General features: G+C 68.2%; 29 protein-coding genes. 16 read left to right on the plus strand and 13 right to left on the minus strand.

Annotated features, from left to right (window positions below; genetic code table 11):
* The first annotated feature begins 15 nt into the window (after nt 1-15).
* The gene (locus tag ASF63_RS13060) at nt 16-1,224 is read left to right on the plus strand and encodes a multidrug effflux MFS transporter (RefSeq protein ID WP_056514583.1); all 1,209 of its coding nucleotides are present in this window, start codon (nt 16-18) and stop codon (nt 1,222-1,224) included.
* A gap of 12 nt (nt 1,225-1,236) precedes the next feature.
* On the opposite strand, the gene ASF63_RS13065 is transcribed toward ASF63_RS13060, so the two are convergent.
* The 4 genes from ASF63_RS13065 to ASF63_RS13080 form a co-directional block, all read right to left on the minus strand.
* Nucleotides 1,237-1,599, minus strand: coding sequence for a hypothetical protein (locus ASF63_RS13065; protein ID WP_056514587.1), 363 nt, complete (start codon nt 1,597-1,599; stop codon nt 1,237-1,239).
* 90 nt (nt 1,600-1,689) lie between these two features.
* A complete protein-coding gene (locus ASF63_RS13070; RefSeq protein WP_056514588.1) occupies nt 1,690-2,502 on the minus strand; it encodes a DUF1206 domain-containing protein in 813 nt (270 codons plus the stop codon).
* A complete protein-coding gene (locus ASF63_RS13075; protein ID WP_056514591.1) occupies nt 2,499-3,170 on the minus strand; it encodes a phosphatase PAP2 family protein in 672 nt (223 codons plus the stop codon). Before ASF63_RS13075 ends, ASF63_RS13070 begins: the two co-directional genes overlap by 4 nt.
* A gap of 7 nt (nt 3,171-3,177) precedes the next feature.
* Nucleotides 3,178-3,438 (minus strand): DUF6458 family protein, encoded by a 261-nt coding sequence (locus tag ASF63_RS13080; protein WP_056514962.1) that lies wholly within the window; start codon nt 3,436-3,438, stop codon nt 3,178-3,180.
* A gap of 108 nt (nt 3,439-3,546) precedes the next feature.
* Between ASF63_RS13080 and ASF63_RS13085 the strand changes: the two genes are divergently transcribed.
* From ASF63_RS13085 to ASF63_RS13095, 3 genes are all read left to right on the plus strand, one after another.
* Nucleotides 3,547-4,218 carry an ArsR family transcriptional regulator gene (locus tag ASF63_RS13085; protein WP_157534330.1) on the plus strand — a complete coding sequence of 224 codons (672 nt, stop codon included), beginning with the start codon at nt 3,547-3,549 and terminating at the stop codon, nt 4,216-4,218.
* A 50-nt stretch (nt 4,219-4,268) separates the two neighbouring features.
* The gene (dinB, locus tag ASF63_RS13090) at nt 4,269-5,465 is read left to right on the plus strand and encodes a DNA polymerase IV (RefSeq protein WP_056514594.1); all 1,197 of its coding nucleotides are present in this window, start codon (nt 4,269-4,271) and stop codon (nt 5,463-5,465) included.
* A 64-nt stretch (nt 5,466-5,529) separates the two neighbouring features.
* On the plus strand, nt 5,530-5,811 hold the full coding sequence (locus tag ASF63_RS13095) for a hypothetical protein (protein WP_056514597.1): 282 nt from the start codon (nt 5,530-5,532) through the stop codon (nt 5,809-5,811).
* A 25-nt stretch (nt 5,812-5,836) separates the two neighbouring features.
* On the opposite strand, the gene ASF63_RS13100 is transcribed toward ASF63_RS13095, so the two are convergent.
* Nucleotides 5,837-6,130: a hypothetical protein gene (locus ASF63_RS13100; protein WP_056514600.1), complete on the minus strand. Its 294-nt coding sequence runs from the start codon at nt 6,128-6,130 to the stop codon at nt 5,837-5,839.
* A gap of 116 nt (nt 6,131-6,246) precedes the next feature.
* Here ASF63_RS13100 and ASF63_RS13105 point away from each other — a divergent pair, with 116 nt between their 5' ends.
* The 3 genes from ASF63_RS13105 (at nt 6,247) to ASF63_RS13115 (ending at nt 7,965) form a co-directional block, all read left to right on the plus strand.
* Complete coding sequence (locus ASF63_RS13105; RefSeq protein ID WP_056514603.1) at nt 6,247-7,002, plus strand: class I SAM-dependent methyltransferase; 756 nt, start codon at nt 6,247-6,249, stop codon at nt 7,000-7,002.
* A gap of 123 nt (nt 7,003-7,125) precedes the next feature.
* Nucleotides 7,126-7,329 carry a hypothetical protein gene (locus ASF63_RS13110; protein ID WP_056514969.1) on the plus strand — a complete coding sequence of 68 codons (204 nt, stop codon included), beginning with the start codon at nt 7,126-7,128 and terminating at the stop codon, nt 7,327-7,329.
* A 12-nt stretch (nt 7,330-7,341) separates the two neighbouring features.
* Nucleotides 7,342-7,965, plus strand: coding sequence for a cyclodeaminase/cyclohydrolase family protein (locus ASF63_RS13115; RefSeq protein WP_056514609.1), 624 nt, complete (start codon nt 7,342-7,344; stop codon nt 7,963-7,965).
* A gap of 24 nt (nt 7,966-7,989) precedes the next feature.
* Here the strand turns inward: ASF63_RS13115 and ASF63_RS13120 are convergent, their stop codons facing one another.
* The 3 genes from ASF63_RS13120 to ASF63_RS13130 all read right to left on the minus strand — a co-directional run bounded on the left by ASF63_RS13120 (nt 7,990) and on the right by ASF63_RS13130 (nt 10,715).
* Complete coding sequence (locus tag ASF63_RS13120) at nt 7,990-8,316, minus strand: hypothetical protein (RefSeq protein ID WP_056514612.1); 327 nt, start codon at nt 8,314-8,316, stop codon at nt 7,990-7,992.
* 295 nt (nt 8,317-8,611) lie between these two features.
* Nucleotides 8,612-9,649 (minus strand): methionine synthase, encoded by a 1,038-nt coding sequence (locus ASF63_RS13125; RefSeq protein ID WP_056514615.1) that lies wholly within the window; start codon nt 9,647-9,649, stop codon nt 8,612-8,614.
* A 37-nt stretch (nt 9,650-9,686) separates the two neighbouring features.
* On the minus strand, nt 9,687-10,715 hold the full coding sequence (locus ASF63_RS13130; RefSeq protein WP_056514972.1) for a DUF1852 domain-containing protein: 1,029 nt from the start codon (nt 10,713-10,715) through the stop codon (nt 9,687-9,689).
* Nucleotides 10,716-10,839: 124 nt separating this feature from the next.
* On the opposite strand from ASF63_RS13130, the gene ASF63_RS13135 reads away from it, so the two are divergent.
* Nucleotides 10,840-11,781, plus strand: coding sequence for a LysR family transcriptional regulator (locus ASF63_RS13135; protein WP_056514618.1), 942 nt, complete (start codon nt 10,840-10,842; stop codon nt 11,779-11,781).
* Between the two features lie 92 nt (nt 11,782-11,873).
* Nucleotides 11,874-12,245, plus strand: coding sequence for a sigma factor (locus tag ASF63_RS13140; RefSeq protein WP_162238886.1), 372 nt, complete (start codon nt 11,874-11,876; stop codon nt 12,243-12,245).
* Between the two features lie 11 nt (nt 12,246-12,256).
* On the opposite strand, the gene aztA is transcribed toward ASF63_RS13140, so the two are convergent.
* Nucleotides 12,257-12,919 carry a zinc ABC transporter ATP-binding protein AztA gene (aztA, locus tag ASF63_RS13145; protein WP_056514625.1) on the minus strand — a complete coding sequence of 221 codons (663 nt, stop codon included), beginning with the start codon at nt 12,917-12,919 and terminating at the stop codon, nt 12,257-12,259.
* A 55-nt stretch (nt 12,920-12,974) separates the two neighbouring features.
* Here aztA and aztB point away from each other — a divergent pair, with 55 nt between their 5' ends.
* The 5 genes from aztB to ASF63_RS13170 all read left to right on the plus strand — a co-directional run bounded on the left by aztB (nt 12,975) and on the right by ASF63_RS13170 (nt 18,614).
* Nucleotides 12,975-13,826, plus strand: a complete 852-nt coding sequence (gene aztB, locus ASF63_RS13150) for a zinc ABC transporter permease AztB (protein ID WP_268770839.1) — start codon at nt 12,975-12,977, stop codon at nt 13,824-13,826.
* A gap of 52 nt (nt 13,827-13,878) precedes the next feature.
* Nucleotides 13,879-15,102 carry a hypothetical protein gene (locus ASF63_RS13155; RefSeq protein ID WP_056514628.1) on the plus strand — a complete coding sequence of 408 codons (1,224 nt, stop codon included), beginning with the start codon at nt 13,879-13,881 and terminating at the stop codon, nt 15,100-15,102.
* Nucleotide 15,103: 1 nt separating this feature from the next.
* Nucleotides 15,104-16,015, plus strand: coding sequence for a zinc ABC transporter substrate-binding protein AztC (aztC, locus tag ASF63_RS13160; protein ID WP_056514631.1), 912 nt, complete (start codon nt 15,104-15,106; stop codon nt 16,013-16,015).
* 29 nt (nt 16,016-16,044) lie between these two features.
* On the plus strand, nt 16,045-17,253 hold the full coding sequence (aztD, locus tag ASF63_RS13165) for a zinc metallochaperone AztD (RefSeq protein ID WP_056514635.1): 1,209 nt from the start codon (nt 16,045-16,047) through the stop codon (nt 17,251-17,253).
* 128 nt (nt 17,254-17,381) lie between these two features.
* Nucleotides 17,382-18,614: an ATP-binding protein gene (locus ASF63_RS13170; protein WP_056514638.1), complete on the plus strand. Its 1,233-nt coding sequence runs from the start codon at nt 17,382-17,384 to the stop codon at nt 18,612-18,614.
* A gap of 13 nt (nt 18,615-18,627) precedes the next feature.
* Here ASF63_RS13170 and ASF63_RS13175 read toward each other — a convergent pair whose 3' ends face one another.
* Both ASF63_RS13175 and ASF63_RS13180 read right to left on the minus strand, forming a co-directional pair.
* Nucleotides 18,628-19,086 (minus strand): BLUF domain-containing protein, encoded by a 459-nt coding sequence (locus ASF63_RS13175; protein ID WP_056514640.1) that lies wholly within the window; start codon nt 19,084-19,086, stop codon nt 18,628-18,630.
* The gene (locus ASF63_RS13180; RefSeq protein ID WP_157534332.1) at nt 19,083-19,328 is read right to left on the minus strand and encodes a hypothetical protein; all 246 of its coding nucleotides are present in this window, start codon (nt 19,326-19,328) and stop codon (nt 19,083-19,085) included. The genes ASF63_RS13175 and ASF63_RS13180 overlap by 4 nt, the downstream gene beginning before the upstream one ends.
* A 130-nt stretch (nt 19,329-19,458) precedes the next feature.
* Here ASF63_RS13180 and ASF63_RS13185 point away from each other — a divergent pair, with 130 nt between their 5' ends.
* Entirely contained in the window at nt 19,459-19,962 is a 504-nt protein-coding gene (locus ASF63_RS13185; RefSeq protein ID WP_157534333.1) for a hypothetical protein, read from the plus strand.
* A 133-nt stretch (nt 19,963-20,095) separates the two neighbouring features.
* Complete coding sequence (locus ASF63_RS13190; protein ID WP_056514648.1) at nt 20,096-20,413, plus strand: NIPSNAP family protein; 318 nt, start codon at nt 20,096-20,098, stop codon at nt 20,411-20,413.
* Nucleotides 20,414-20,469: 56 nt separating this feature from the next.
* On the opposite strand, the gene ASF63_RS13195 is transcribed toward ASF63_RS13190, so the two are convergent.
* Complete coding sequence (locus tag ASF63_RS13195) at nt 20,470-20,892, minus strand: hypothetical protein (RefSeq protein WP_056514651.1); 423 nt, start codon at nt 20,890-20,892, stop codon at nt 20,470-20,472.
* Between the two features lie 2 nt (nt 20,893-20,894).
* A complete protein-coding gene (locus ASF63_RS13200) occupies nt 20,895-21,350 on the minus strand; it encodes a hypothetical protein (protein ID WP_056514654.1) in 456 nt (151 codons plus the stop codon).
* Nucleotides 21,351-21,414: the final 64 nt, after the last annotated feature.

The raw sequence follows: 21,414 nt of genomic DNA on the forward strand, positions 1-21,414 counted from the left end.
GCGGACGCTGGATGCATGACGACCGCCGCCCAGTATCCCGCCAGCAAGGCGCTTCCCGCGCTTCTCCTTCTGCTGACCGTGTTCGGCCCGATCTCGATGGATCTCTATCTGCCTGCGCTCCCCGCGCTCACGGCAGAGCTGGGCGCTGCCACCTCTGTGGCGCAGCTCACCGTGACGGCGTGTCTCATCGGCCTCGCCGCAGGGCAACTGATCGCCGGCCCGGTGTCCGACAGGCACGGACGTCGCGGCATCCTGCTCATCGGCATCGTCGCTTACATCGCGATGTCGCTGCTCTGCGCAGCGAGCCCGACGGTGGAGCTCCTGATCGCCGCCCGCTTCGTGCAGGGCCTCGCCGGTGGCGTCGGCATAGTGATCGCGCAGGCGGCAGGTCGCGACGTCTTCACCGGCCGACATCTGATCCGCTTCTACGCCCGCCTGACGGTCGTCGGCGGCTTCGCGGCGGTCGTGGGTCCGCTGCTCGGCGGTCTGCTCAACACCGTCGCCGACTGGCGAGGCCTGTTCGTCTTCCTGGCGGTCATCGGCGCAGGCGTCCTGGCGCTGACGCTGCGGCGGTTCGGAGAGACTCTGCCCGCAGAGCACCGCACGACCGGCGGGCTGACCCGCCTCCTTCACGACTACCGCACGCTGCTGAGCGACCGGGTCTTCGTCGGCGCGATCCTCAACCAGGGCTTCCTGTATGCCGCGCTGTTCGCGTATCTGTCCGGCGCGACGTTCGTGCTGCAGGACATCTACGGGCTCTCGCCGCTCGAATACGCGCTCGCCTTCGGGGCGAACTCGGCGGGCTTCATGCTCTTCGGCCATCTCGCGGGCAAAGCGTCGGAGCACGGGCATGTGCGGGCGACCCTCACGGTCGGGGTTGTGATCGTCGCGCTCGGCGCCGCAGGGCTGCTGATGGCGGGCCTCTCCCCGATGCCGCTCTGGGTGGTGCTCGCGTCCCTGTTCGCCCTGGCGATCGGAGTATCGATCTCCTCTCCGCCGGCGACGACTCTCGCTCTCGCCGGGTACCCGCAGATCGCAGGGACGGCATCGTCGCTGCTCGGCATGATCCGCTTCGGATTCGGTGGTGTGGCGGCCCCGCTGGTCGGCGTCGCAGGCTCGTTGAGCATCCTTCCGCTCGGCGTCGTCACCGTCGCGGCTGCTGCTTTCGCGGCCGGCGCCCTGCTCCTCACCCTGCGCGCCTCACGCTCCTCCGTCCCGGTGTGACCGAGGGGTGCGTCAGGCGCGGGCAACCCCGGAGCCGTCGAGGTCCAGATCCACGTCGAGGTGCCAATCGCCGTCGTCACCGTCGGCATCCTCGGCGGCGTCCCGCTCGGGGTACAGGCGGTGCGCTCGCAGACTCTGCGCCTGCGCACTGAAATCCGGCTCGGACCCCTGGAAATCATCGTGCGGACCGACCAGGAGATCGTTTCCGACACCGACGACGAGCTCGGCGCAATCGTCGCGGCCGTTCAGGATGATGGGGATCTCGACCGCATCCGACTCACCCTCGCTGGCGATGGCCGCGGCGAGTCTGACGAGCGAGTCCGCCACGTCATCCGTGGTGACCAGTTGCTGACCTGCATACGAGACGATCTTCATGAGTCGATCATCGCCCGATCCGAGGGAATCCGAATCGGGGTTGCACCGGGTGCCCGTCGTTCGATAGTGCGCAGAGCCGGGGCCGGAGGATCACATGCGGGCGTAACGGGCGCGGGCGAAGCAGAACAGGCCGTAGAGCACGAGCCCCGCACCGACGACCCAGAGGATGACCGCGCCGAAGGGCAGCCCTGCCAGGGTGCGGAGGGCCGAGTCGAGGCCGCCCGCCGTCTCGGGGTCGTGCGTGAGCGCGGCGATGACGAACAGCACACCCGCGACTCCGACGGCGATGCCCTTGGCGACGTAGCCGGCCACGCCGAACGCGACGATGCCCGAACGCGCCGCTCCCCGGGGCGCCGAGAGGTTCTTCATGAACGCCCGGGTGATGCCGCGCACGACGAAGGCGATGCCGATCGCGGCGACGATCAGGCCCACGAGCACCAGCAGCGCGACGCCTGCGGGCGCCGCCAGGAGCTTGGCGCTGAAGGACTGCGACGATTCGGACGATTGCGACTGACCGCCGAGGGCGTACACGAGGGCGGTGGCGCCGATCGCGAGGTACGCCCCGGCGGTGCCGAGGAACTTCACCCGATGCGCCCACTTCTTCTTCGAATCGGGGTCACGCTCGATCACGGCCTCCGCGATCTGCCAGATCGCGAGCGCCAGCAGCCCGAGCACGATCAGCCAGAGCAGGAACACCCCGGCGGGCGACTGCTGGATCTGCTGCATCGCGCCGCCCTGGTCGGCATTCTCTCCGCCCCCGCCTGTTGCGATCGAGATCGCGATGCCGCCGATGAGCAGATGCAGGATGCCGAGCACGACGTAGCCGATCCGAGCGAGAACTCGGAAGGTGGTGGAGTCCTGCGCGGCGTTGGCCGCCGAGGCGGCCGAGTCTCGAGTGTTCATGTGGTCACACTGCTTTCCATCGTCTCTCCGCCGGCCGATGCCGCTGCGGATCTGCTGGCGCGCCGAGCCCTGGCGGCATCGACGCAGACCCACACGAAGCAGGCGACGGCTATGCCTTCGAGCAGGCCGGCCACGACATCGCTCAGCCAGTGCGCGTGCAGATACGTGCGGCTCCACATCATCGTGACGACCCAGACCGCTCCCAGCGCCCACACGTGCCAGCGGCGGAACGTCAGGGCGAGGATCACCACGACCGTGGTCGCCACGGCGGTGTGCCCCGACGGGAACGACGTCGCCACACTCTCGGCGAGCGAGTCCTCGGGGCGGGTGCGTCCGATCACTGCGGCCATGGTGGCGCCGATCGCGACGACGGCGACCATGGCGATCGCCAGCGTCGCGGCATCCCACCTGCGTTTGCGCCACACCAGCCACGCGATCAACGCGGCGCCGATCACGATCATGCCCAGTGTGCCGCCGACGACGGCGGGCACCCAGGCCACGACGACCCAGACGTCGCTGGTCAGCGACACCATGAGGTCGTGCCACCAGACGTCGATCGCGAGCGGCTCGTGTCCGCCCATCGCCACGACGGTGCGGAGCACCACGAAGGCGACGGTCGCCGAGACGCCCGCGATCAGAGCCGAGGTGGATCGGGCGACGTCGATCACGCCCGGGTCAGGCGATCGGGTCGTTGTTGCGGATGCTGCGCCGCGTCACACGCTCGCCGGTGGCCGGGTCGACGGCCGTGCGGTCCACGGTCTCGGTGCGACGACTGCGCATCACGAGAACGAGGCTGATCAGGAACACGACGACGCCCGCGCCCATGAGGATGTAGCCGATGAGGTCGAGATCGACGTAGCCGCCGGTGTCGATGTTGATCGCGAAGACGAGGATCGCTCCGATGACGAAGAGCGCGATTCCGCTGCCGATACCCATGTTGTCCATTCCTCTCCGAGACCGCCCCTGCGGTCTCGCGACGACAACAGTAGGGTCAATCATGGTTGAGTCAATGGCCATGGACACATTCTTCGAAGCGTGGTAGTGATGAAGGCGATGACTGAGCTCGAGCGACGTGCGGGGATCTTCGCGGCCCTCGCCGATCAGACGCGACTGCGGATCGTCGACCTCCTCACTCTCGGAGACCTCTCCTCGTCCGAGATCGGGACGACGCTCGACCTGCGGTCTAACCTGATCGCCCATCACCTCGGTGTGCTCGAATCCGCTCGGATCATCTCGCGCACGCGCTCGGAGTTCGACAAGCGCCGCAGCTACATCGGCCTGCGCCCCGAGGTCTTCGACACCCTCGCACCCACGAGCGTGACGCCCCCTCGCCGGGTGCTCTTCGTCTGCACGGCGAACTCCGCGCGATCACAGCTCGCCGAGGTCATCTGGCGCGACGTGAGCGGCATCGATGCCGCATCCGCCGGAACCCGACCGGCCGCGGTCGTGAACCCCGAGGCCGCGGCGGCCGCCGCCCGTCACGGTCTCGCGATCGACCCGGCTCGGCCTCCCCGTCATGTCGATGACGTACGCAGCGACGGCGATCTCGTCATCACAGTCTGCGACGACGCGCACGAGCGACTGCGCATCCGCGACGACCTGCACTGGTCGATCCGGGACCCTGCCCGCATCGGCACGCCCGCCGCGTTCGACGCCGCCTTCGACACGCTGCTCCAGCGGATCCGCGCCCTGTCGTCTCGACTCCTCGCCGCCTGAGCTGATGTCCCCGGTGCGTGCGATCATCTGCACGTCGATCGGAGGACGGGATGCGGGGCGAAGCCACCGTGCTGCACGCCGACCTCGATGCGTTCTACGCCTCGGTCGAACAGCGCGATGCGCCCGAGCTGCGCGGCAGGCCGGTGATCGTGGGCGGCGGGGTGGTGCTCGCCGCGAGCTATGAGGCCAAGGCGCGCGGGGTGCGCACCGCGATGGGCGGCCGCCAGGCGCTCGAACTCTGTCCGGACGCCGTGGTCGTACCGCCGCGCATGGAGGCGTACTCGGCGGCGAGCAAGGACGTGTTCGCGATCTTCCGCGACACGACGCCGCTCGTCGAGGGCCTCTCGATCGACGAGGCTTTCCTCGAGGTCGGCGGTCTTCGGCACATCGTCGGCACGCCCGAGCACGTCGCGGTGCGGCTGCGCGAACGGGTGCGAGCCGAGGTCGGACTCGCGATATCGGTGGGTGTCGCCCGCACGAAGTTCCTCGCCAAGGTCGCGAGCGCGGTCGGCAAACCCGACGGGCTGCTCGTGGTCGAACCGGAGCGAGAGGAGGAGTTCCTCCTCCCCCTGCCGGTTGAACGGCTGTGGGGCGTCGGCGCGGTGACAGCCGAGAAGCTGCACCGCTACGGCGTGCGCACGGTCGGTCAGCTGGCAGAGCTCGAGGCAGCGACGGCCGAGCGGATGCTGGGCAGGGCCGTCGGCGCCCACCTGCACGCCCTGGCTCGGCTGCGCGACCCTCGCCCCGTCGACACGACCCGGCGTCGAGGATCGATCGGCTCGCAGCGTGCGCTCGGCAGCCGACCACGGTCGAGCGAGGAGCTCGGCCTCATCCTCACCCAGATCATCGACCGACTGGCCAGGCGCCTGCGCGACGGCGACCGGGTCTGCCGCACTGTCGTCCTGCGGCTGCGCTTCGGGGACTTCGCGAAGGCCACGCGGTCGCGCACGCTCGGCGCGCCGACCGACCGCACCGCGATCCTGCTCACGGTCGCGCAGGCACTGCTCGGAGCCGCGCAGGCCGAGATCGCCGAGCGGGGCATCACGTTGATCGGCATATCGCTCTCGCAACTCGACCGCGCCGAGAACATGCAGCCCGAGCTGCCGATCGACTGGGGCGACGAGCAGCGACTCGACACCGTGCTCGACACCCTGCGTGATCGCTTCGGCGCGGCATCCGTCTCCCGCGCGGCCCAGCTCGGTCGCGATGCGGGATGGTCGAGTCCGATCCTTCCGGAACACGAGTGATCGTTCGGCTGCGCGTCCTGGCGCCTCTTTGGAAGATCCGGCGCCTGATCTTAGGGTGGTGTGCATGGCAGGACCAGAGACCATGATGCAGACCGAGATCGTACTCGACGGGGAGAGCTACCTCCTCGCGCAGGTGCAGGATCTCGGCGACGTGAAGCGTCGCATCGAGGAGGCGGTGAAGACCCCGGGAAAGTTCGTCGACTTCGTCGTCGTCGGCAACCGCGAGGTCAGCGTGCTCATCACCCCGCGCTCCCGTGTGGCCATCAGCGTGTCGACGGTCCTCTTCGACTCGCGCGACACCGGCGACGTCGACTTCCCGTTCGGCGGGTTCTACGACGGTCTCTGAACCTCACCGACGGTGGGCCCGCTGTTCAGAGCTGATCGAGCACGAGCTCGCCCCGCGAGTTCAGCTGCTCCATCATCTGCGTCACGCGCTTCGGGTCGATCGTCGCGACCGTCGGCTGGTCGAACTCGAGGATCAGCGGGATGCTCGGATGCACCCAGATGGTCAGTCGACCCGACGGCACCTCGGGCTTCGGCAGCCAGGTCATCATGAAACTCTCGTTGCGGCGCAGCTTCGTCCCGATGACGATCTTGAGGTGCGCCAGAGTCACGTCTTCGATGTCGATCGCGGGGCGCGAGCTGTTGTACTCCAGTGTTCCCATGTGAGAACTGTACGCGGGGTAGGCCCCGCGCACCTCACTCGTCGATGCTCGCGAGCACCGACACGGCGCGGGGCCACGGACGGAATTTGACGGTTCCGCGATGACAGAATCGAAGGATGACCGATTCGTTCGACGCTCTGATCGAGGCCGGTTCGACCGCAGACGTCTCGGGCTGGGGCTTCTCCTGGCTCGACGGCCGGGCGACCGAGGAGCGCCCTCCGTGGGGCTACTCACGCCTGCTCGGCGAGCGCCTGAGCGTGGCATCCGCCTCGCTCGACATCCAGACCGGCGGCGGCGAAGTGCTGTCCGAGGCGTCGTCGTTCCCGCCCGTCGCCGTCGCGACCGAGTCCTGGCCACCGAACGTCGCTCACGCCACACGTCTGCTGCACCCGCGAGGCGTGGTCGTCGTCGCCGATCAAGACGAGCCGCCGCTTCCGTTCGCCGATGCCGCCTTCGATCTGGTCACGAGCCGCCACCCCGCCACGATCTGGTGGAACGAGATCGCACGGGTGCTCCGCCCCGGCGGCACCTATCTCGCGCAGCACGTGGGGCCTGCGAGCGCCTTCGAGCTGATCGAGTTCTTCCTCGGGCCGCAGCCGGAGGCGCGCCGCGGGCGACACCACGACGACGAGGTCGCCGCGGCCGAAGCCGCAGGGCTGGAGGTCGTCGACCTCCGCACCGCGAGACTGCGGATCGAGATCCACGACGTCGCGGCGGTGGTCTATCTGCTGCGCAAGGTGATCTGGTGGGTTCCGGGTTTCACCGTCGAGAAGCACCTCGACCGGCTCCGCGAACTGCACGAGCTCATCCAGGCGGAGGGCCCGTTCGTCGCCCACTCGACCAGGCATCTGATCGACGCCCGTCGGCGCTGAGCCGACTTCAGTCTGGCGGGCCGTCGCCTGATCAGCCGACCGCACTCAGTGCGGCGCGAACCACAGGACTCTCACGATCTCAACCCCCTGTTCCCGCGCGCGGGCATGTCGGAGTCTGTGGGCATGAGCCACCCCGATGACATCAAGCAGCCCCTCGACCATCTGCCGCCGCTCGATGAGCGCGACAAGGCGATCGACATCGACGAGCCGAGCTATCCGACCTCGGAGGCGCCGACCGGCCCGGCGCACGCATCACCCGAGACGGCTGCTGCGCCCGACAAGCCGAACCGCCACGGCGTCGACAAGCTTCCACCGACCTCGCGCTGAGTGCTCGGCGATATGGAGCCATCCGCCGACATCCCGACATCGATCCCGCTGGACGACTGGCTCGCGAAGCTCGGTCAGTCCACCGGAGCGCCGGGAGGCGGCGCCGCGTCGGCCGTGATGCTCGGCATCGCGGCATCCCTGTTGAGCATGGTCGCTGCGTACACGCCCGACGATCCGCGCGCAGCGGAGTGCGGTCGCCGAGTGGCACGCCTGCGCGGCGAGGCGCTTCAGGGCGCGGAGGGCGACGGAATCCTCTCAGCCGAATTCGGTGCCGCGCTCGCCCTCCCCGCCGACGACCCGGATCGCGACGCCCGGGTGCGCACTGCAGCCGTGCGCGCGGCGGAGTCGGCGGCGCGGCTCGGCTCATTCGGAACGGCTCTTCTGAGTGAGCTGCGCACGCTCAGCGAGATCGGGAATCGGAGCCTGTCGGCAGATCTCGCCGTGGCAGCCGGAGCACTCGCCGCGGGTCTTTCGGGCTCCTCCGTCAACCTGCGTGCGAACGTCCGGACCGCTCGGGCACACCACGCGTCGGCCGCAGAGCTGGCCGAACTGCAGGTCAACGCCGTGCTGCTGGCTGAAGCACACCGGAGCGCAGAGCAGATCACCGACGGGCTCTCCGCGAAGTTCGAGGACTGATTCGCCGGTCGGCTCAGGGCCGGTCTAGTCGACCTCGTACTCCGGCCCGTCGGGCGCCTCGAGGGGTGGACCAGAGGGAGATTCGACACCGCGGGTGAGTGACTGGAGCCGACGAACCAGCTCAGGGTCTTCGAGTTCCGGGCCGCTGTCGCTGAGCGCCTTCGCCACGATCTGGCTGGCCGGACCGATCAGGAACTTCGCCGTCACGACGGTGCCGTCGTGCTCCCGCACGGGTATCTCGACGATCTCGGCACGCTCCTCATCGCCCAGCGCGCGCCCGTACGCCAGCAGCGCGTCCGCGATGTCGTCACCGGTCAGGAACTCGTCGCCGCCATACAGGATCGATTGCATAGTGCCGTTCTATGCCACCACGGCCGGATACCCGCACCCCTTGCCCGCCCGACCGGTGAATGATAGCGGCGCCGCCCCTCGGCGCGCAGACGAGAAAAGGGTACGCCCACCCGAGAGCATCCGCCATGGGATGCCGTGGCGGGCCCATCGCGCGTATCGTCACTATCTGAGAGCCGGCACCGCAGGCGTCATGGGGATCGCCCCGGAGTGGCTCCGGTCGAGGGGCTCTGTGCCGACGGTTGCGAAACGCCCGTCGAGAGAGAGTCCCTCCACTGTGGTGGCGACGATCCGCGGTTCACACCCTGACGGCCGCGAGCTCCTCACGGAGCAGCGCGGCCCCAGCGCTGAGCGCACGCAGCTTGCCGCGCGCGACGTCACGAGGCAACGGCGCCAAGCCGCAGTTCGTGCTCGGGATCAGCTTGTCCGCATCGACGAAGCGGAGGGCGTCCCGGAGGGTGTCGGCGACCTCCTCCGGGGTCTCGATCTCGTGGCTGGCGACGTCGATGGCTCCGAGCATGACCTTCTTGCCCCGGATGAGCTCGATGAGGTCCAGCGGGACATGCGAGTGGTGGCTCTCGAGCGAGATGGTGTCGATGCTCGACTGCTGCAGCAGCGGGAACGAGGTCTCGTACTGCCGCCATTCCGCACCGAGGGTCGCCTTCCAGTCGGTGTTCGCCTTGATCCCGTAGCCGTAGCAGATGTGCACCACCGTTTCGGCGCGGAGCCCTTCTGCGGCCCTCTCGAGAACCGCGACGCCCCAGTCCTTCACGTCGTCGAAGAAGACGTTGAACGCCGGCTCGTCGAACTGGATGATGTCGACCCCTGCCGCCTCGAGCTCCCGCGCCTCCTGGTTGAGGATCGTCGCGAATTCCCAGGCCAGCTTCTCGCGGCTCTTGTAGTGGCGGTCGTACAGTGTGTCGATCATCGTCATCGGACCGGGCAGTGCCCACTTGATCGGCTGATCGGTCTGCTGGCGGAGGAACTTGGCGTCCTCGACGAACACGGGCTTCTCACGGCTCACAGCTCCCACGACGGTCGGCACGCTGGCGTCGTACCGGTCGCGGATCCGGACGGTCTCCCGCTGGTCGAAATCGACTCCGGAGAGATGCTCGATGAACGTCGTGACGAAGTGCTGGCGGCTCTGCTCGCCGTCGCTGATGATGTCGAGGCCTGCATGGCGCTGCTCCTCGACGGTGATGCGCAGAGCATCCTGCACGCCCTCGACCAGGGCAGGGCCCTCGAGCTTCCAGGGCGACCAGAGGGTCTCGGGCTGGGCGAGCCAGGAGGGCTTCGGCAGGCTGCCGACGATCGACGTGGGCAGAAGCGTGTTCATGGTGTGGAGTTCTCCGTCGGTCGGGCGAGAAAGATGGTCAGGCTACGGGTGCGAGGTCGTCGGCAGGCACCCGGTCGTCGGCGGTGGCGCCGTACGCGGCGGCCCACTGCTCGAGAAGGTGGCCGTGCGGCTGCATGAGGTGCTCGTCCGTGAACTTGCCCTGCTCGGCTGCGAGCCGACTGCGCTCGTCGCGGTCGTAGGCGATCTTCGTCACCGAGTAGTCCTGCTGCTCGAGGCTCGGCTGATAGACGCCCGCCGCGGCCGAGTTCGCGTTGTAGACCTCCGGTCGGTAGATCTTCTGGAAGGTCTCCATCGTGCTGATCGTGCCGATGAGCTGGAGGTTCGTATAGTCGTTCAGCAGATCGCCGCGGAAGTAGAAGGCCAGCGGCGCGACGCTGCCGCGCGGCATGAAGTACCGCACCGAGAGACCCATCTTGGCGAAGTACGCATCCGTCAGCGACGAGTCCTTCTGCTCGTACTCGACCCCGAGGACCGGGTGGTGGTTGTCGGTGCGGCGGTACGTCTTGCTCGTCGAGACGCTGATGCAGATAACCGGCGACAGGGAGAACCGCTCCTGGTAGGCCTCGGAGTCGAGGAAGTGCTGGAAGAGCTTGCCGTGCAGATCGCCGAAGTCGTCGGGAAGAGCGAATCGACCCGCGGCTTCGCTGGCGGCCGGCAGTCGCACGCTGAAGTCGTAGTCGCGCACGTACGACGAGAAGTTGTTGCCGACGATCCCGTGGGTGCGCTTTCCGGTCAGACGGTCGACGATCTGGATGTCCAGAACCTCGAGCAGGGGGAACTCCCTGTCTTCCCCCTCCGCGGCGAACTGCACCGCGACCGAGACGATCTCGAGCTCGAGGGTGTACCGGTCGGCGCCCGGGTTGTCCCAGCGGGCCAGGTCGTTGAACCGACGATCGATCATCGTCAGCGCGTTGCGCAGGTTCTGCTGACGGTGCTCACCGCGCGCCAGGTTGGCGAAGTTCGTGGTGATGCGGGAATCGTGCGACGGCGAGTAGTCCTCGTCGAACGGGGTCGTCGTGATGCGGAACGTGAACTCGTGTGCCATGAGGTGCCAATCGGTGCGCTGATCGGCCGGGCTCGGCCTCGCGAAAGGGGATGCCTCCATGGTGTGCGGAAAGCATCCCCATCGGGTAATGCTCCGCGACTATGCCATGACATAGTCTGAAGCTATGGCCAAGCGTTCGAGCGGCATCACCCTGCAGCAGCTCACCTATTACATCGAGGTCGCCGCAGAGGGGTCGATCAGCGCGGCGGCCGACCTGCTGTACGTCGCGCAGCCCACCATGTCGGCGGCGATGAAGGATCTCGAGAGCAGAGTGGGGCGCGACCTGCTCCTCCGCTCGGCGCGGGGCGTGACGCTCACCACAGACGGCGTGGAATTCCTCGGATACGCCAGGCAGGTCGTCGAGCAGGTGGCGCTGCTCGAGCAGCGCTATCTCGGCCGTCCGCCGTCGCGACGTCTGCTCGGGGTCTCGACCCAGCACTACTCGTTCGCGGTCGACGCGATGGTTCGGATGGTGAAGGCGAGCGAGGCCGCCGAGTACGAGTTCTCGCTGCGGGAGACACGCACCTGGGACATCATCGAAGACGTCCGCACCCTCCGCAGCGAGCTGGGCATCCTGTACCGCAACGACTTCAACCGCAACGTCATCGACAAGCTGCTCCGCGACTCCGGGCTCGCGTTCCGCCCGCTCTTCGTCGCAGATCCGCACATCTTCATCTCCCGCAAGAACCCGCTCGCCGCCCGGGATCGAGTGACTCTCGCCGACCTGGCCGACGTGCCGCGGCTCACCTTCGACCAGGGTGCGAACAACTCGTTCTACTTCGCCGAGGAGATCCTCTCCACCCTGTCGAGCACGCGGGAGATCCGGGTCTCCGATCGCGCGACCATCTTCAACCTCATGATCGGGCTCGACGGGTACACGATCTCGACCGGCATCATCAGCGACGACCTCGACCCCGAGATCGTCGCCATTGCGCTCGACGTCGACGAACGCATCGAGATCGGCTGGATCGGCCACTCCGCGATCCCGCTCACCGAGCAGGCGCAGCGCTACCTCGCGGAGCTGCGGGCCGTCGTGTCGGGTTTCGGGGTGGAGCTGCTCGGGTGAGCGCAGCACGACACCGCCGCTAGCACCTCGCGACCACCGTGCGCAAGAGCCACGGCTGTTCCCGATGCACGTGCCACGATCGGGATATGAGCATGAGCCGCGTTCCTCCCCGCATCGGCGGGGATGCGGTGTGGGGTGCCGAGGCCGATCTGATGATGCACATCGCGTCCGGCAGTCAGACGGCTTTCGCCCAGCTGTACGACCTCACGTGCACTCGCATCTTCGGACTCATCCTCAGCGTGATCGACGCTCGGGAGTCGGCCGAAGAGGTGCTCGAGGACACCTACGTCCACGTCTGGGCGCACGCGCGGGAGTTCGCGACGTATCGAGGAACCGCGAGCGCGTGGATCTCGGAGATCGCGCGACGTCGCGCAGTCGAGCGCGTCCACTCGACCGCGGACGCGACGGCGACCGGCGTCCGCGACGGGGACTTCGACGCGCCGCTCGGACTCCTGTCCGCGTGACCCGGTAGGCCTCAGCCGGCCGACGCGATCTCACCCACGCGCCCCTCGACCAGCGGGATCGTGTGCTCCGCATCGCCGATGACGGCGGGGTCATGCGAGACGCAGACGACCGCGACCCCGCGTGCCGCCTCCTCGCGCAGCACCGCCCGGATCCGAAGGGCGCTCGACGCGTCGAGGCCCGTCGTCGGCTCGTCGAGCAGCAGGAGGTCGGCATCCCTCGCCAATCCCTGAGCGAGCAGAGTTCGTTGCTGCTGTCCGCCGGAGAGCGAGGAGAACGGTTCACGGGCCAGCGAGAGGATCTCGAGGCGATCCATCGATGTCTCGACGAGCTCGCGCGCGGCGGCATCCATGCGCCGCCACAGGCCGAGGCGACCCCACGCGCCGACGCTGACGACGTCTCTCACCGATACGGGAAGGCCGTCAGGGATGGCGGCTCGCTGCGGCACGAACGCCACGGCACCACGCACGCGGCGGATGCCGGAGGTCATCGCCCGCGTGCCGCCGAGCACCTCGAGAAGAGTCGACTTGCCGGCACCGTTCGGCCCGGTGATCACGGTGACCGAGCCGGAGGTGATCGAGACGTCGACTCCCGCGAGCGCGGCCTGATCACCGAACGAGACGTGGACGTCGGTGAGATCAGCAGTCGCACGTGGCGAGAAGGCGAAGTCGAGCACGTCCCCATCTTATGAGTTTGATAATCATTCTCAAAAAGCCCTAGGCTCACTGAGTGTGACCTCCCATCCCTCCGGCGTGCTCGCCCCCTTCGCCCTCGACTTCCTGCAACGCGGGATGATCGGTGGCGCACTCGTCGCGATCCTCTGCGCCGTCGTCGGCACCTGGGTGGTCATTCGAGGCATGGCGTTCCTCGGCGAGGCGCTGGCACACGGGATGCTCCCCGGCGTCGCCCTCGCCACCGTGCTCTCGCTGCCGGTGCTGGTCGGCGGCGCACTCAGCGCCATCGCGATGAGCCTCGGCATCGGCGCGCTGCAGCGCCGAGCACGACTGTCGTACGACACGAGCATCGGCCTGCTGTTCGTCTCGATGCTCGCGCTCGGGGTCATCATCATCTCCCACTCCGGCAGCTTCGCCACCGACGCGACGGCGATCCTCTTCGGAGACATCCTCGCGATCAGCCCCGCCGACCTCGTACTGCTCGCCGCCGCCGCGGCCATCGGGCTGATCGGGGCCGTCGTGCTCCACCGCTCGTTCGTGGCCCTGTCACTCGACGCGCGGATCGCGTCGGTGCTGGGACTCCGCCCGCAGATCGCGCAGGCCGCGCTCGTCGGACTCGTGACCCTCGCGGTCGTCGCCTCGTACCAAGCCGTCGGATCGATGCTCGTGGTCGGCCTGCTGCTCGCACCGGCCGTCGCCGCAGGGCACTGGACCACCCGCATCCCGACCCGCATGGCGCTCGCGGCACTCTTCGGCGTCGCCGCGGTCTTCCTCGGACTGCTCGCCTCGTGGTACGCGGCGACGGCCGCCGGGGCATCGGTCGCGGCATCCGCCATCCTGCTCGCCTGCCTCTCGTGGGCGTGCCGCGCAGCCATCGACTCATTCGGGTCACGGGCGCGACGCGCCTGAACCCCCGTCGCGACGACGCGACCCCGCACGACACACGACAGGAAAGGACCCCGTGCGCTCTCGCATCACCCTCTTCGCCCTCACCGGCGCCCTCATCGTCTCGCTGGCCGCCTGTGCCCCAGGATCCGCAGGACCGTCTTCGAGCGGATCCTCGGATGCCGGTCATGGCGCCGTCGCCGGCGCAGAGGAGGTGGCTGAGCCGCAGCTCGGGCTGACGTCGATCGACTCCGACGGCGCCGTGCGCCACCTGGACCTGCTCGACGAGAGCGTGACGGACATCGGCGAGGTCTCTTCCCCCAGCGCTCTGACGACCGACGGTCGCTACCTGTTCGCGCAGACCGACGACGGCATCGAGATCGTCGACAGCGGGGTGTGGACCTGGGACCACGTCGATCATTTCCACTACTACCGGGCAGATCCGGCCGTGCTCGGCTCGGTGCCGGGCGACGGCACGGCAGCAGTCGCGACGACCAACCTGTCGACGACCGGCGGCACCGGCATCTCATTCGCAGACTCGGGCGACGCCGTGCTGCTCGACACCCAGGCGCTGTCGAAGGGCGAGATCCGCGAGCTCTTCCGCATCGAACGTGAGCCGCACGAGGGTCTCGTCGTGCCGGTCGGCTCGTTCGCGCTGGTCACCGAGGCGTCCGACGGCGTCGGAACGAGCGTTCGCGGGTACACGGCCGACGGCGAAGCGACCGGTCTCGCAGAGCCGTGCATGGCTCCGGCCGGCACCATCACGACACGGGTCGGCGCGGTCATCGGATGCCAGGACGGCGCCCTGCTCGCGCACGTCGACGGCGACGACCTGCGAGTGGAGCGCATCCCCTACCCTGCCGGCACGACCGCCCCGCCCGCGCAATCGTTCGACAACCGCGAGGGGCGCCCCACTGTCGCGGGTCTCGCCGGCTCCGAAGGGATCTGGATGCTCGACACCCGCGCGCGGTCATGGACTCTCCTCCCCTCTCCCACCCCGCTCGTGCACGTGACCGCGGTCGACGACGAAGAAGGCCATCTGCTCGCACTCGCTCAGGACGGCCGCGTGCTCGTGCTGAACGGCGACGACGGATCGACGCTCGCCGAGACGGCGCCGCTCGTGGCCGAATCCCTGTCTTCAGACTCTGCGCCGACACTCATCGCCGATCAGCATCGCGCCTATCTGAGCGCGCCCGCCGAGCACCTCCTCTACGAGATCGACTACGCGGATGCCGCGCGCATCGCCCGCACGTTCGAGACCGCCACCGAACCGGCGTTCGTCGCCGAGACAGGACGCTGACATGCGCGCCCCACGGATCTTCGCGACCCTCGCCGTGAGCGCACTCGCCGCGATCGGCCTCACCGCCTGCTCGACGACAGACGACACTCGCCCGACCATCGTCGTCTCGACCAATATCCTCGGCGACGTCGTGGGCGAACTGGTCGGAGAGCAGGCGCAGGTCGTGACACTCATGAAGCCCAACGCCGACCCGCACTCGTTCGAGATCTCGGCCCAGCAGGCCGCGACCCTACGCAGCGCCGACCTCTTGGTGTCGAACGGCCTCGGCTTGGAAGAGGGTCTGCAGCAGCACCTCGACGCGGCCGACACCGTGCCCGCGTTCGTAGCCGGTGATGCGATCGAGGTGCTCGACTACAGCGAGGGCGATGCCGCCGGGATGCCGGACTCGCACTTCTGGACCGACCCTGAGCGCATGATCGACGTGGTCGACGCCATCGAACCCGTGCTCGCAGAGATCGACGGCATCGACGCGGACGCGCTCGACGCGACCGTCGAGGACTACCGCGCCGAGCTCCAGGCGCTGGACGCGGAGATGACCGAGGCGTTCGCGACGATTCCCGACGAACGCCGAGCGCTGGTCACCAATCACCACGTCTTCGGCTACCTCGCGGAGCGCTTCGACTTCGACATCGTCGGAGCGGTGATCCCCGGCGGCACGACGCTCGCCGCGCCCTCGGCATCCGATCTGGCAGACCTCGTCGACGCGATCGAGGAGACGGGCGTGCCCGCGATCTTCGCCGAGTCGTCGTCACCCGACCGCCTGGTCCAGGCGCTCGCGAGCGAGGCGGACGTGCAGGTCGAGGTCATCGAGCTGTTCACCGAATCTCTCACCGGCCCCGACGAGGGCGCCCCCGACTACCTGACCATGATGCGCATCAACACCGAGCGCATCACCACCGGTCTCACCCCCTGAGACCCCACCACAGAGAAAGAGGAATGCACATGCGAACCTCCCCCCTTCGTCGCGCGCTGATCAGCGCCGCGGCCCTCGGCGCCGTCGTCACCCTGGCGTCATGCGCCGGCGGCTCGACCGCGCCGGCATCGACCTCAGACGGCAGCGCGTCCGACGCGCAGCCGGGCCCCCGTGTCGCGGTCGCCTATGAGGGCGGCATCCTCGTGCTCGATGGGGAGACCCTCGAGACCGTCGCCGACTTCGACTCCGAGCCGTTCACTCGTCTCAACCCCGCCGGCGATGACCGGCACGTCATGGTCACGATGAGCGAGGGCTTCCAGGTGCTCGACACGGCAGCCGGAACGACCGACGAGCCCGAACTCACCGATACGGTCTTCGAGGCCGACACCCCCGGTCACGTCGTGCGGCATGCGGACAAGACCGTGCTCTACGCCGACGGCACGAGCGACACGACCATCTTCGACACGGCAGACCTCGCGAGCGCCGACGGCCTGCCCGAGGTCGAGACGATCCCGGGCGTCGAGGCGCACCACGGCGTCTCGGTCGTGCTCGAGGACGGCACGTTCCTGACCACCGTCGGCAACGCCGACGGGCGCAACGGCATCGTGGCGAAGGATGCCGAGGGTGCTGAGATCGTCTCGTCCGACCAGTGCCCCGGCGTGCACGGCGAGGGCACCGCGAAGGACGAAGCCGTGGTCTTCGGCTGCGAGAACGGCGCGCTGATCTACCAGGACGGCGAGATCACCAAGCTCGAGGCCCCCGACCAGCCGTACGGACGCATGGGCAACGCGTACGTCAGCGAGACCAGCCCCATCATCGTCGGCGACTACAAGAACGACGTCGACGCCGAGGGATACCTGCTCAGCGCCGTGACCCTCATCGACACCGAGGCCAAGACGCTCGAGGTCGTCGACCTGCCTGCAGGCGTCGAGTACACCTTCCGCGACGTCGTGCGCGGACCGGACGACCTCGCGTACATCCTCAGCAGCGACGGCGCGATCCACGTGCTCGACCCGGAGACCGGCGAGATCACCGACAGCTTCCCCGTCGTCGAGGCGTGGGAGGGGCCGGCCGAGTGGCAGGATGCCCACCCCGCGATCGTCGTCGCCGGCAACGTCGCCTACGTCACCGAGCCCGCCTCGAACAGCGTGCACGCGGTCGATCTGACCACGGGTGAGGTGCTGGCGAGCACCGAGCTCGATGTGACGCCGAACGAGATCGCCCCCGCCGCGGGCTGAGGCTAAGCGCAGTGAGAGGGGCCGGGGCGCAGTTCGGTTCACTCGCCCGGCCCCTTCGGAGCCTGCATTCCGACATCCAGCGCTTGATAACCTTATCAATCTGGCCCTGTGCTGATAATGTTATCAAGATGCGTGATGCACTCGACAATCCCTTCAGTCCCGGCTCGGATACCGTCCCTGACGTGTGGGCGGGGCGCACCGAACAGCTGAGCGACTGGCGAGACGTCGTGCGTCCTCGTCGCCTCGCGGGACTCCCCGAGCGTGGCCGAACCATTCTCGGGGAGCCTGGCCTCGGAAAGTCGACGCTAGTGCGGCGCATCGCCCAGGAGGCCTCCCGCGCCGGAGACTGGGTCACGCCCCAGCTGCGCGTCCCCGCGGGTGCCGACCCGCTGAAGCTCGTCGCTGAAGCCGTTCTGGCCCTTGCCGCCGACGCAGGCCTCTCGTCATCGCGCGAGAAGCGTATCGGCGACGCGATCGCGCGAGTGCAGGCTGTTGCCGTGTCAGGCATCTCCCTCACGCTCCGCGGCGCCGATGGCCGCGAGCCATTCACAGCCCTCACGGCGTTGCTGGTCGAGGTCGGCCTCGCCGCGATCGCCGACGGCCGCGTCATGGCGCTGATCCACATCGATGAGGTACAGAACATCACCGACGAGAAGGCGCTCTCTCAGCTGCTCATCGCGCTCGGTGACGCCCTCACGCACGAGGTCGAGGTCAGCGTGCCCGGTGGCGCACGCGTCAGCCGCTCCCTGCCGATCGCCGTCTACCTCACCGGACTCCCCGACTTCGAAGACATGGCCGGTGCGCGCATGGGAGCGACATTCGCCCGCCGCTTCAAGACCACCACTCTCTCGGCCATCGACGAGGAAGATCTCGCCGAAGCACTCCAGGAGTTCGTCCTCGAAGGCTGGGCCGTCTCCGACGATGCCGGCGGATCCGCCCGCGTCCGGATGACCCCCGACGCGGCGGCGCTCATCATCGATGTCTGCCGGGGAGAGCCATTCCTCTTCCAACTCGCCGGTGAACAGTCCTGGTACGCGGCATCCACCGCGACGATCACCGCCGACCAGGTCCGCCGTGGCTGGCAGGGCGCACAGCGAGAAGCGACAGCTCACGTCGAGCGGATACTCGAGCGTCTACCCGCCCGTGAACGGCAGCTGCTCCAGGCGATGTCAGAGCTTCCCGCTCCTGAGCGCACGGCGACTCGGATCGCAGAGGCAATGGGACTCTCGAAGGTCACCGAGCTCGGACCGACCGCCCAACGTCTCGACACCGTTCGCGGCATCATCGATCGCGGCAAGCCGTACACCTTTCGGCACCGCGCCGTCGAGGCCTACCTGACGAGCGACTGGCCGAGGGTCTGAGCGCCGACCATCTTCAGCTCTCGGCCGGTTGCCGAGTGGCCGACTCACGCACTCGGAACCACAGCGTCAGCTCCATGATCGCCCGCCCGATCATGTCGTGATCCCCCATACGCAGGTCATCGAACGAGTCGCGATATCCCGATGCCATCCCTGACTCCGCCGCGACCAGGGACTGATACCCCATCGTCCACTCGTCGAACCGCCGCTCGTGCAGCGGCTCCTCGATCAGCACCCGCACGTCCCTGTGGCGCGGATCCCGACCGATCGCCTCCATCAGTTCTTCGACGTCTGACCGCGGTCCTTCCAGGATCTGGACGAACTCTCCCCCGCGGTAGAGCAGCATCCCGGTGATGTCCCGAGCACTGTTCCGAGCACGGCTCACCTCCAGCAGCCGGGCGAGCTCCTGCTCGTCGAACGGCCGCGTGGCGCTGCTGCAGTACACGAGCGAGACGAGGGGGTTCGCTGCGGTCATCCGGCATCCCCCGCGCGAGTCCCTGTGTCGCCGGAATCGGCCTCGGCGGTGACGGCAGCCATCGCCCCGTGGTGATCCGCATGGTCGCCGAGCGCGCGCGACGCGGCATCGAACGCACGCCAGAGGCCGTCGGCCTGACGGTCGATATAGCCGAGGAACGATCCGTCCCGGCTGCCGACGTAGAACCCGTCGGCGACGCTCGCCCACAGGGGACGGACGGCTGGCGGCGATTGATCACCCATGGCTTCAGCGTACATTCGGGAATGCCGGTGGGCTCGGATCATCAGCGGAGTGATCGATCGGGGCGCGCAGCGTGAGACCGTGGCGCTCCACCGTTTCACGACATCGGTCCTTCTGCGCGAGACTGTGCTCATGCGCACCACGCGATTCGCACCACTCCTGGCACTGCCTCTCGTCCTCGCCGCTCTGGCCGGATGCTCTCCGAGTGCTCCCACCGACGTCGAGCCGCCGAAGTTCGATCAGAGCATGAACGAGGTGAGAGACACGGCGGATGACGTCGTCGACAAGCTCGTCGACGCGTTCCCCGCGGGTGAGCGTTACGCCGAGGCCGACGCCAACGCGTACGCGTGCTCCGGAGAAGACGACGGCATCGGACACTGGCTGTGGGCGCTCGGCATCACCAGCACCGACATCACGGGAACCATCCCGGACCTGCAGGCCGAGTACGGCGATGCGGTGACATCCACGGGCACCTCCTCACAGGACGTCGAGTACTCCGATGGCACGACCTGGCCGGTGACGGGCGGGCATACGCTCATCGAAGACGAGACCGGCTCGTACCTCCTGAGCTACCCGATGTCGGCGGAGGGCGTGGTCACGCTGCGAGTCGACACGGCCTGCGGCGTCCTCCGCTGATTCCGGAGAACCCTCCGCTGTTCGAGCCGAAGGGCACCGTCAAAACCGGCGACGCCGGCGGCGACCTGACCTCGGAGCTTCACGAGCTCGGCTGACGCGCGCCCCGGCCGCGTGCTCTGACAGGATGAACGACATGATCACCGTTCACCTGCGCTACGAGATCGATCCGGACAAGCTCGACGACTTCACCGAGTACGGCCGCGCGTGGATCCGGCTGGTGGCGAAGCACGGCGGAACCCACCACGGCTACTTCATGCCGAGCGAAGGCGACAGCGACGAGGCGTTCGCGCTGTTCACATTCCCATCGCTGGCCGACTACGAGGTGTACCGCACGGCCTCGAAGACCGACCCCGAGTGCGTGGAGGCCTTCGAGCTCGCACGCAGAACCCAGTGCATCCGCCGCTACGAGCGCCGATTCCTCAGCCCCGTCTTCTCGGCCGACGCCGACTGAGCTGACTCCGGGTCACTCTGTCTCGGATCGAGCGAGACTGCTGAGCGCGACGGGATTCAGCCGAGCATCAGCGAGTGAGGGTCCTCGGGCGAGACGCGAAAGGGGAGCACGGAGCCCGGCTGCCAGTTCGCGCGGGCGCTGTCCGCGATCAGCGTCTGGTAGCTGGTGCGGTACGCATCCTGCCCGTCTGTCTTGAAGTCGAGCTCCACGACGTAGATGGGCGTGCCCTCCACTTCAGCGCCGGTGGGCGCGAGACTCACGACCGTGCCCGATCCGCGACGCATGGTCGCGAACGCCGCCATGTTCGTGAAGGGATTGGCCGTGGCGGCCCCGTGCGTGCCGCTCGGAGTGTTCGGGTCGTAACCGGCGTACTGCTCGGCGAGGTCTGCCGAGTGCTTCAGGTTCGCCGCATAGTCGGTGTTCGCCGACTGCTTCGCGCCGGCTTTCATCAGTCGACCGATGTCACCGAAGATGCCCATGTTCAGCTCGTGAAGGCGATGTTCTGGGCGTCGGCGGGGTCGACCTTGACCGTGTGACTGCTTCCTGCCGCGTAGTTGGCGATGAACTGCGGCGCCACCATCTCGCGCTTCGACACGAGGTACGGCGCAGCGCCATCGGGCGTCACCTCCACCTCGAGCTGGAACCACGGGTTGCCCGCGATGCGTTCGCCGGTGTCGACGGCCGCACGGATGACCGCGGTGCCGCTGTGCCCGATGGCGATGATCCGGTTCAGCTCGTTGCCGTATGCCGTGAGCACCTCACGATCGGCGTACATGTCACCGCCGACCTGCCCCGCGTTCGCCATGGTGACGGGAGAACCGTCGGTGTAGCCCGCATCCCGGAGATGCTGACTGGCGAGTTCCTGAGCTGCCGCGGCCTGCGCGGCCCAGTCCTGCCCGCCCGCGACGTTACGCTTCGCACGATCAAAGAGGCCCATGGATCCCCATCTCCGGTGTCGGCACAAGCCCCCCGACCGGAAGAGCCCCGATGGAGTCGATGCC

Source organism: Microbacterium sp. Leaf320 (genome assembly GCF_001423485.1).
Lineage (GTDB): Bacteria > Actinomycetota > Actinomycetes > Actinomycetales > Microbacteriaceae > Microbacterium.

Excerpts from the sequence above, each read along its gene's own strand:
- ASF63_RS13100 (WP_056514600.1), bottom strand. The coding sequence starts at position 6,130 with ATGGGAACACTGGAGTACAACAGCTCGCGCCCCGCGATCGACATCGAA.
- ASF63_RS13175 (WP_056514640.1), bottom strand. The coding sequence starts at position 19,086 with ATGACCGCAGCGAACCCCCTCGTCTCGCTCGTGTACTGCAGCAGCGCC.
- ASF63_RS13180 (WP_157534332.1), bottom strand. The coding sequence starts at position 19,328 with ATGGGTGATCAATCGCCGCCAGCCGTCCGTCCCCTGTGGGCGAGCGTC.
- ASF63_RS13135 (WP_056514618.1), top strand. The coding sequence starts at position 10,840 with ATGGCCAAGCGTTCGAGCGGCATCACCCTGCAGCAGCTCACCTATTAC.
- ASF63_RS13060 (WP_056514583.1), top strand. The coding sequence starts at position 16 with ATGACGACCGCCGCCCAGTATCCCGCCAGCAAGGCGCTTCCCGCGCTT.
- ASF63_RS13115 (WP_056514609.1), top strand. The coding sequence starts at position 7,342 with ATGGAGCCATCCGCCGACATCCCGACATCGATCCCGCTGGACGACTGG.
- ASF63_RS13120 (WP_056514612.1), bottom strand. The coding sequence starts at position 8,316 with ATGCAATCGATCCTGTATGGCGGCGACGAGTTCCTGACCGGTGACGAC.
- ASF63_RS13195 (WP_056514651.1), bottom strand. The coding sequence starts at position 20,892 with ATGGGCATCTTCGGTGACATCGGTCGACTGATGAAAGCCGGCGCGAAG.
- aztC (WP_056514631.1), top strand. The coding sequence starts at position 15,104 with ATGCGCGCCCCACGGATCTTCGCGACCCTCGCCGTGAGCGCACTCGCC.
- ASF63_RS13125 (WP_056514615.1), bottom strand. The coding sequence starts at position 9,649 with ATGAACACGCTTCTGCCCACGTCGATCGTCGGCAGCCTGCCGAAGCCC.
- ASF63_RS13140 (WP_162238886.1), top strand. The coding sequence starts at position 11,874 with ATGAGCCGCGTTCCTCCCCGCATCGGCGGGGATGCGGTGTGGGGTGCC.
- ASF63_RS13070 (WP_056514588.1), bottom strand. The coding sequence starts at position 2,502 with ATGAACACTCGAGACTCGGCCGCCTCGGCGGCCAACGCCGCGCAGGAC.
- ASF63_RS13080 (WP_056514962.1), bottom strand. The coding sequence starts at position 3,438 with ATGGGTATCGGCAGCGGAATCGCGCTCTTCGTCATCGGAGCGATCCTC.
- ASF63_RS13110 (WP_056514969.1), top strand. The coding sequence starts at position 7,126 with ATGAGCCACCCCGATGACATCAAGCAGCCCCTCGACCATCTGCCGCCG.
- ASF63_RS13185 (WP_157534333.1), top strand. The coding sequence starts at position 19,459 with ATGCGCACCACGCGATTCGCACCACTCCTGGCACTGCCTCTCGTCCTC.
- aztD (WP_056514635.1), top strand. The coding sequence starts at position 16,045 with ATGCGAACCTCCCCCCTTCGTCGCGCGCTGATCAGCGCCGCGGCCCTC.
- ASF63_RS13200 (WP_056514654.1), bottom strand. The coding sequence starts at position 21,350 with ATGGGCCTCTTTGATCGTGCGAAGCGTAACGTCGCGGGCGGGCAGGAC.
- ASF63_RS13170 (WP_056514638.1), top strand. The coding sequence starts at position 17,382 with ATGCGTGATGCACTCGACAATCCCTTCAGTCCCGGCTCGGATACCGTC.
- ASF63_RS13105 (WP_056514603.1), top strand. The coding sequence starts at position 6,247 with ATGACCGATTCGTTCGACGCTCTGATCGAGGCCGGTTCGACCGCAGAC.
- ASF63_RS13130 (WP_056514972.1), bottom strand. The coding sequence starts at position 10,715 with ATGGCACACGAGTTCACGTTCCGCATCACGACGACCCCGTTCGACGAG.
- ASF63_RS13065 (WP_056514587.1), bottom strand. The coding sequence starts at position 1,599 with ATGAAGATCGTCTCGTATGCAGGTCAGCAACTGGTCACCACGGATGAC.
- ASF63_RS13095 (WP_056514597.1), top strand. The coding sequence starts at position 5,530 with ATGGCAGGACCAGAGACCATGATGCAGACCGAGATCGTACTCGACGGG.
- ASF63_RS13190 (WP_056514648.1), top strand. The coding sequence starts at position 20,096 with ATGATCACCGTTCACCTGCGCTACGAGATCGATCCGGACAAGCTCGAC.
- ASF63_RS13085 (WP_157534330.1), top strand. The coding sequence starts at position 3,547 with ATGAAGGCGATGACTGAGCTCGAGCGACGTGCGGGGATCTTCGCGGCC.
- dinB (WP_056514594.1), top strand. The coding sequence starts at position 4,269 with ATGCGGGGCGAAGCCACCGTGCTGCACGCCGACCTCGATGCGTTCTAC.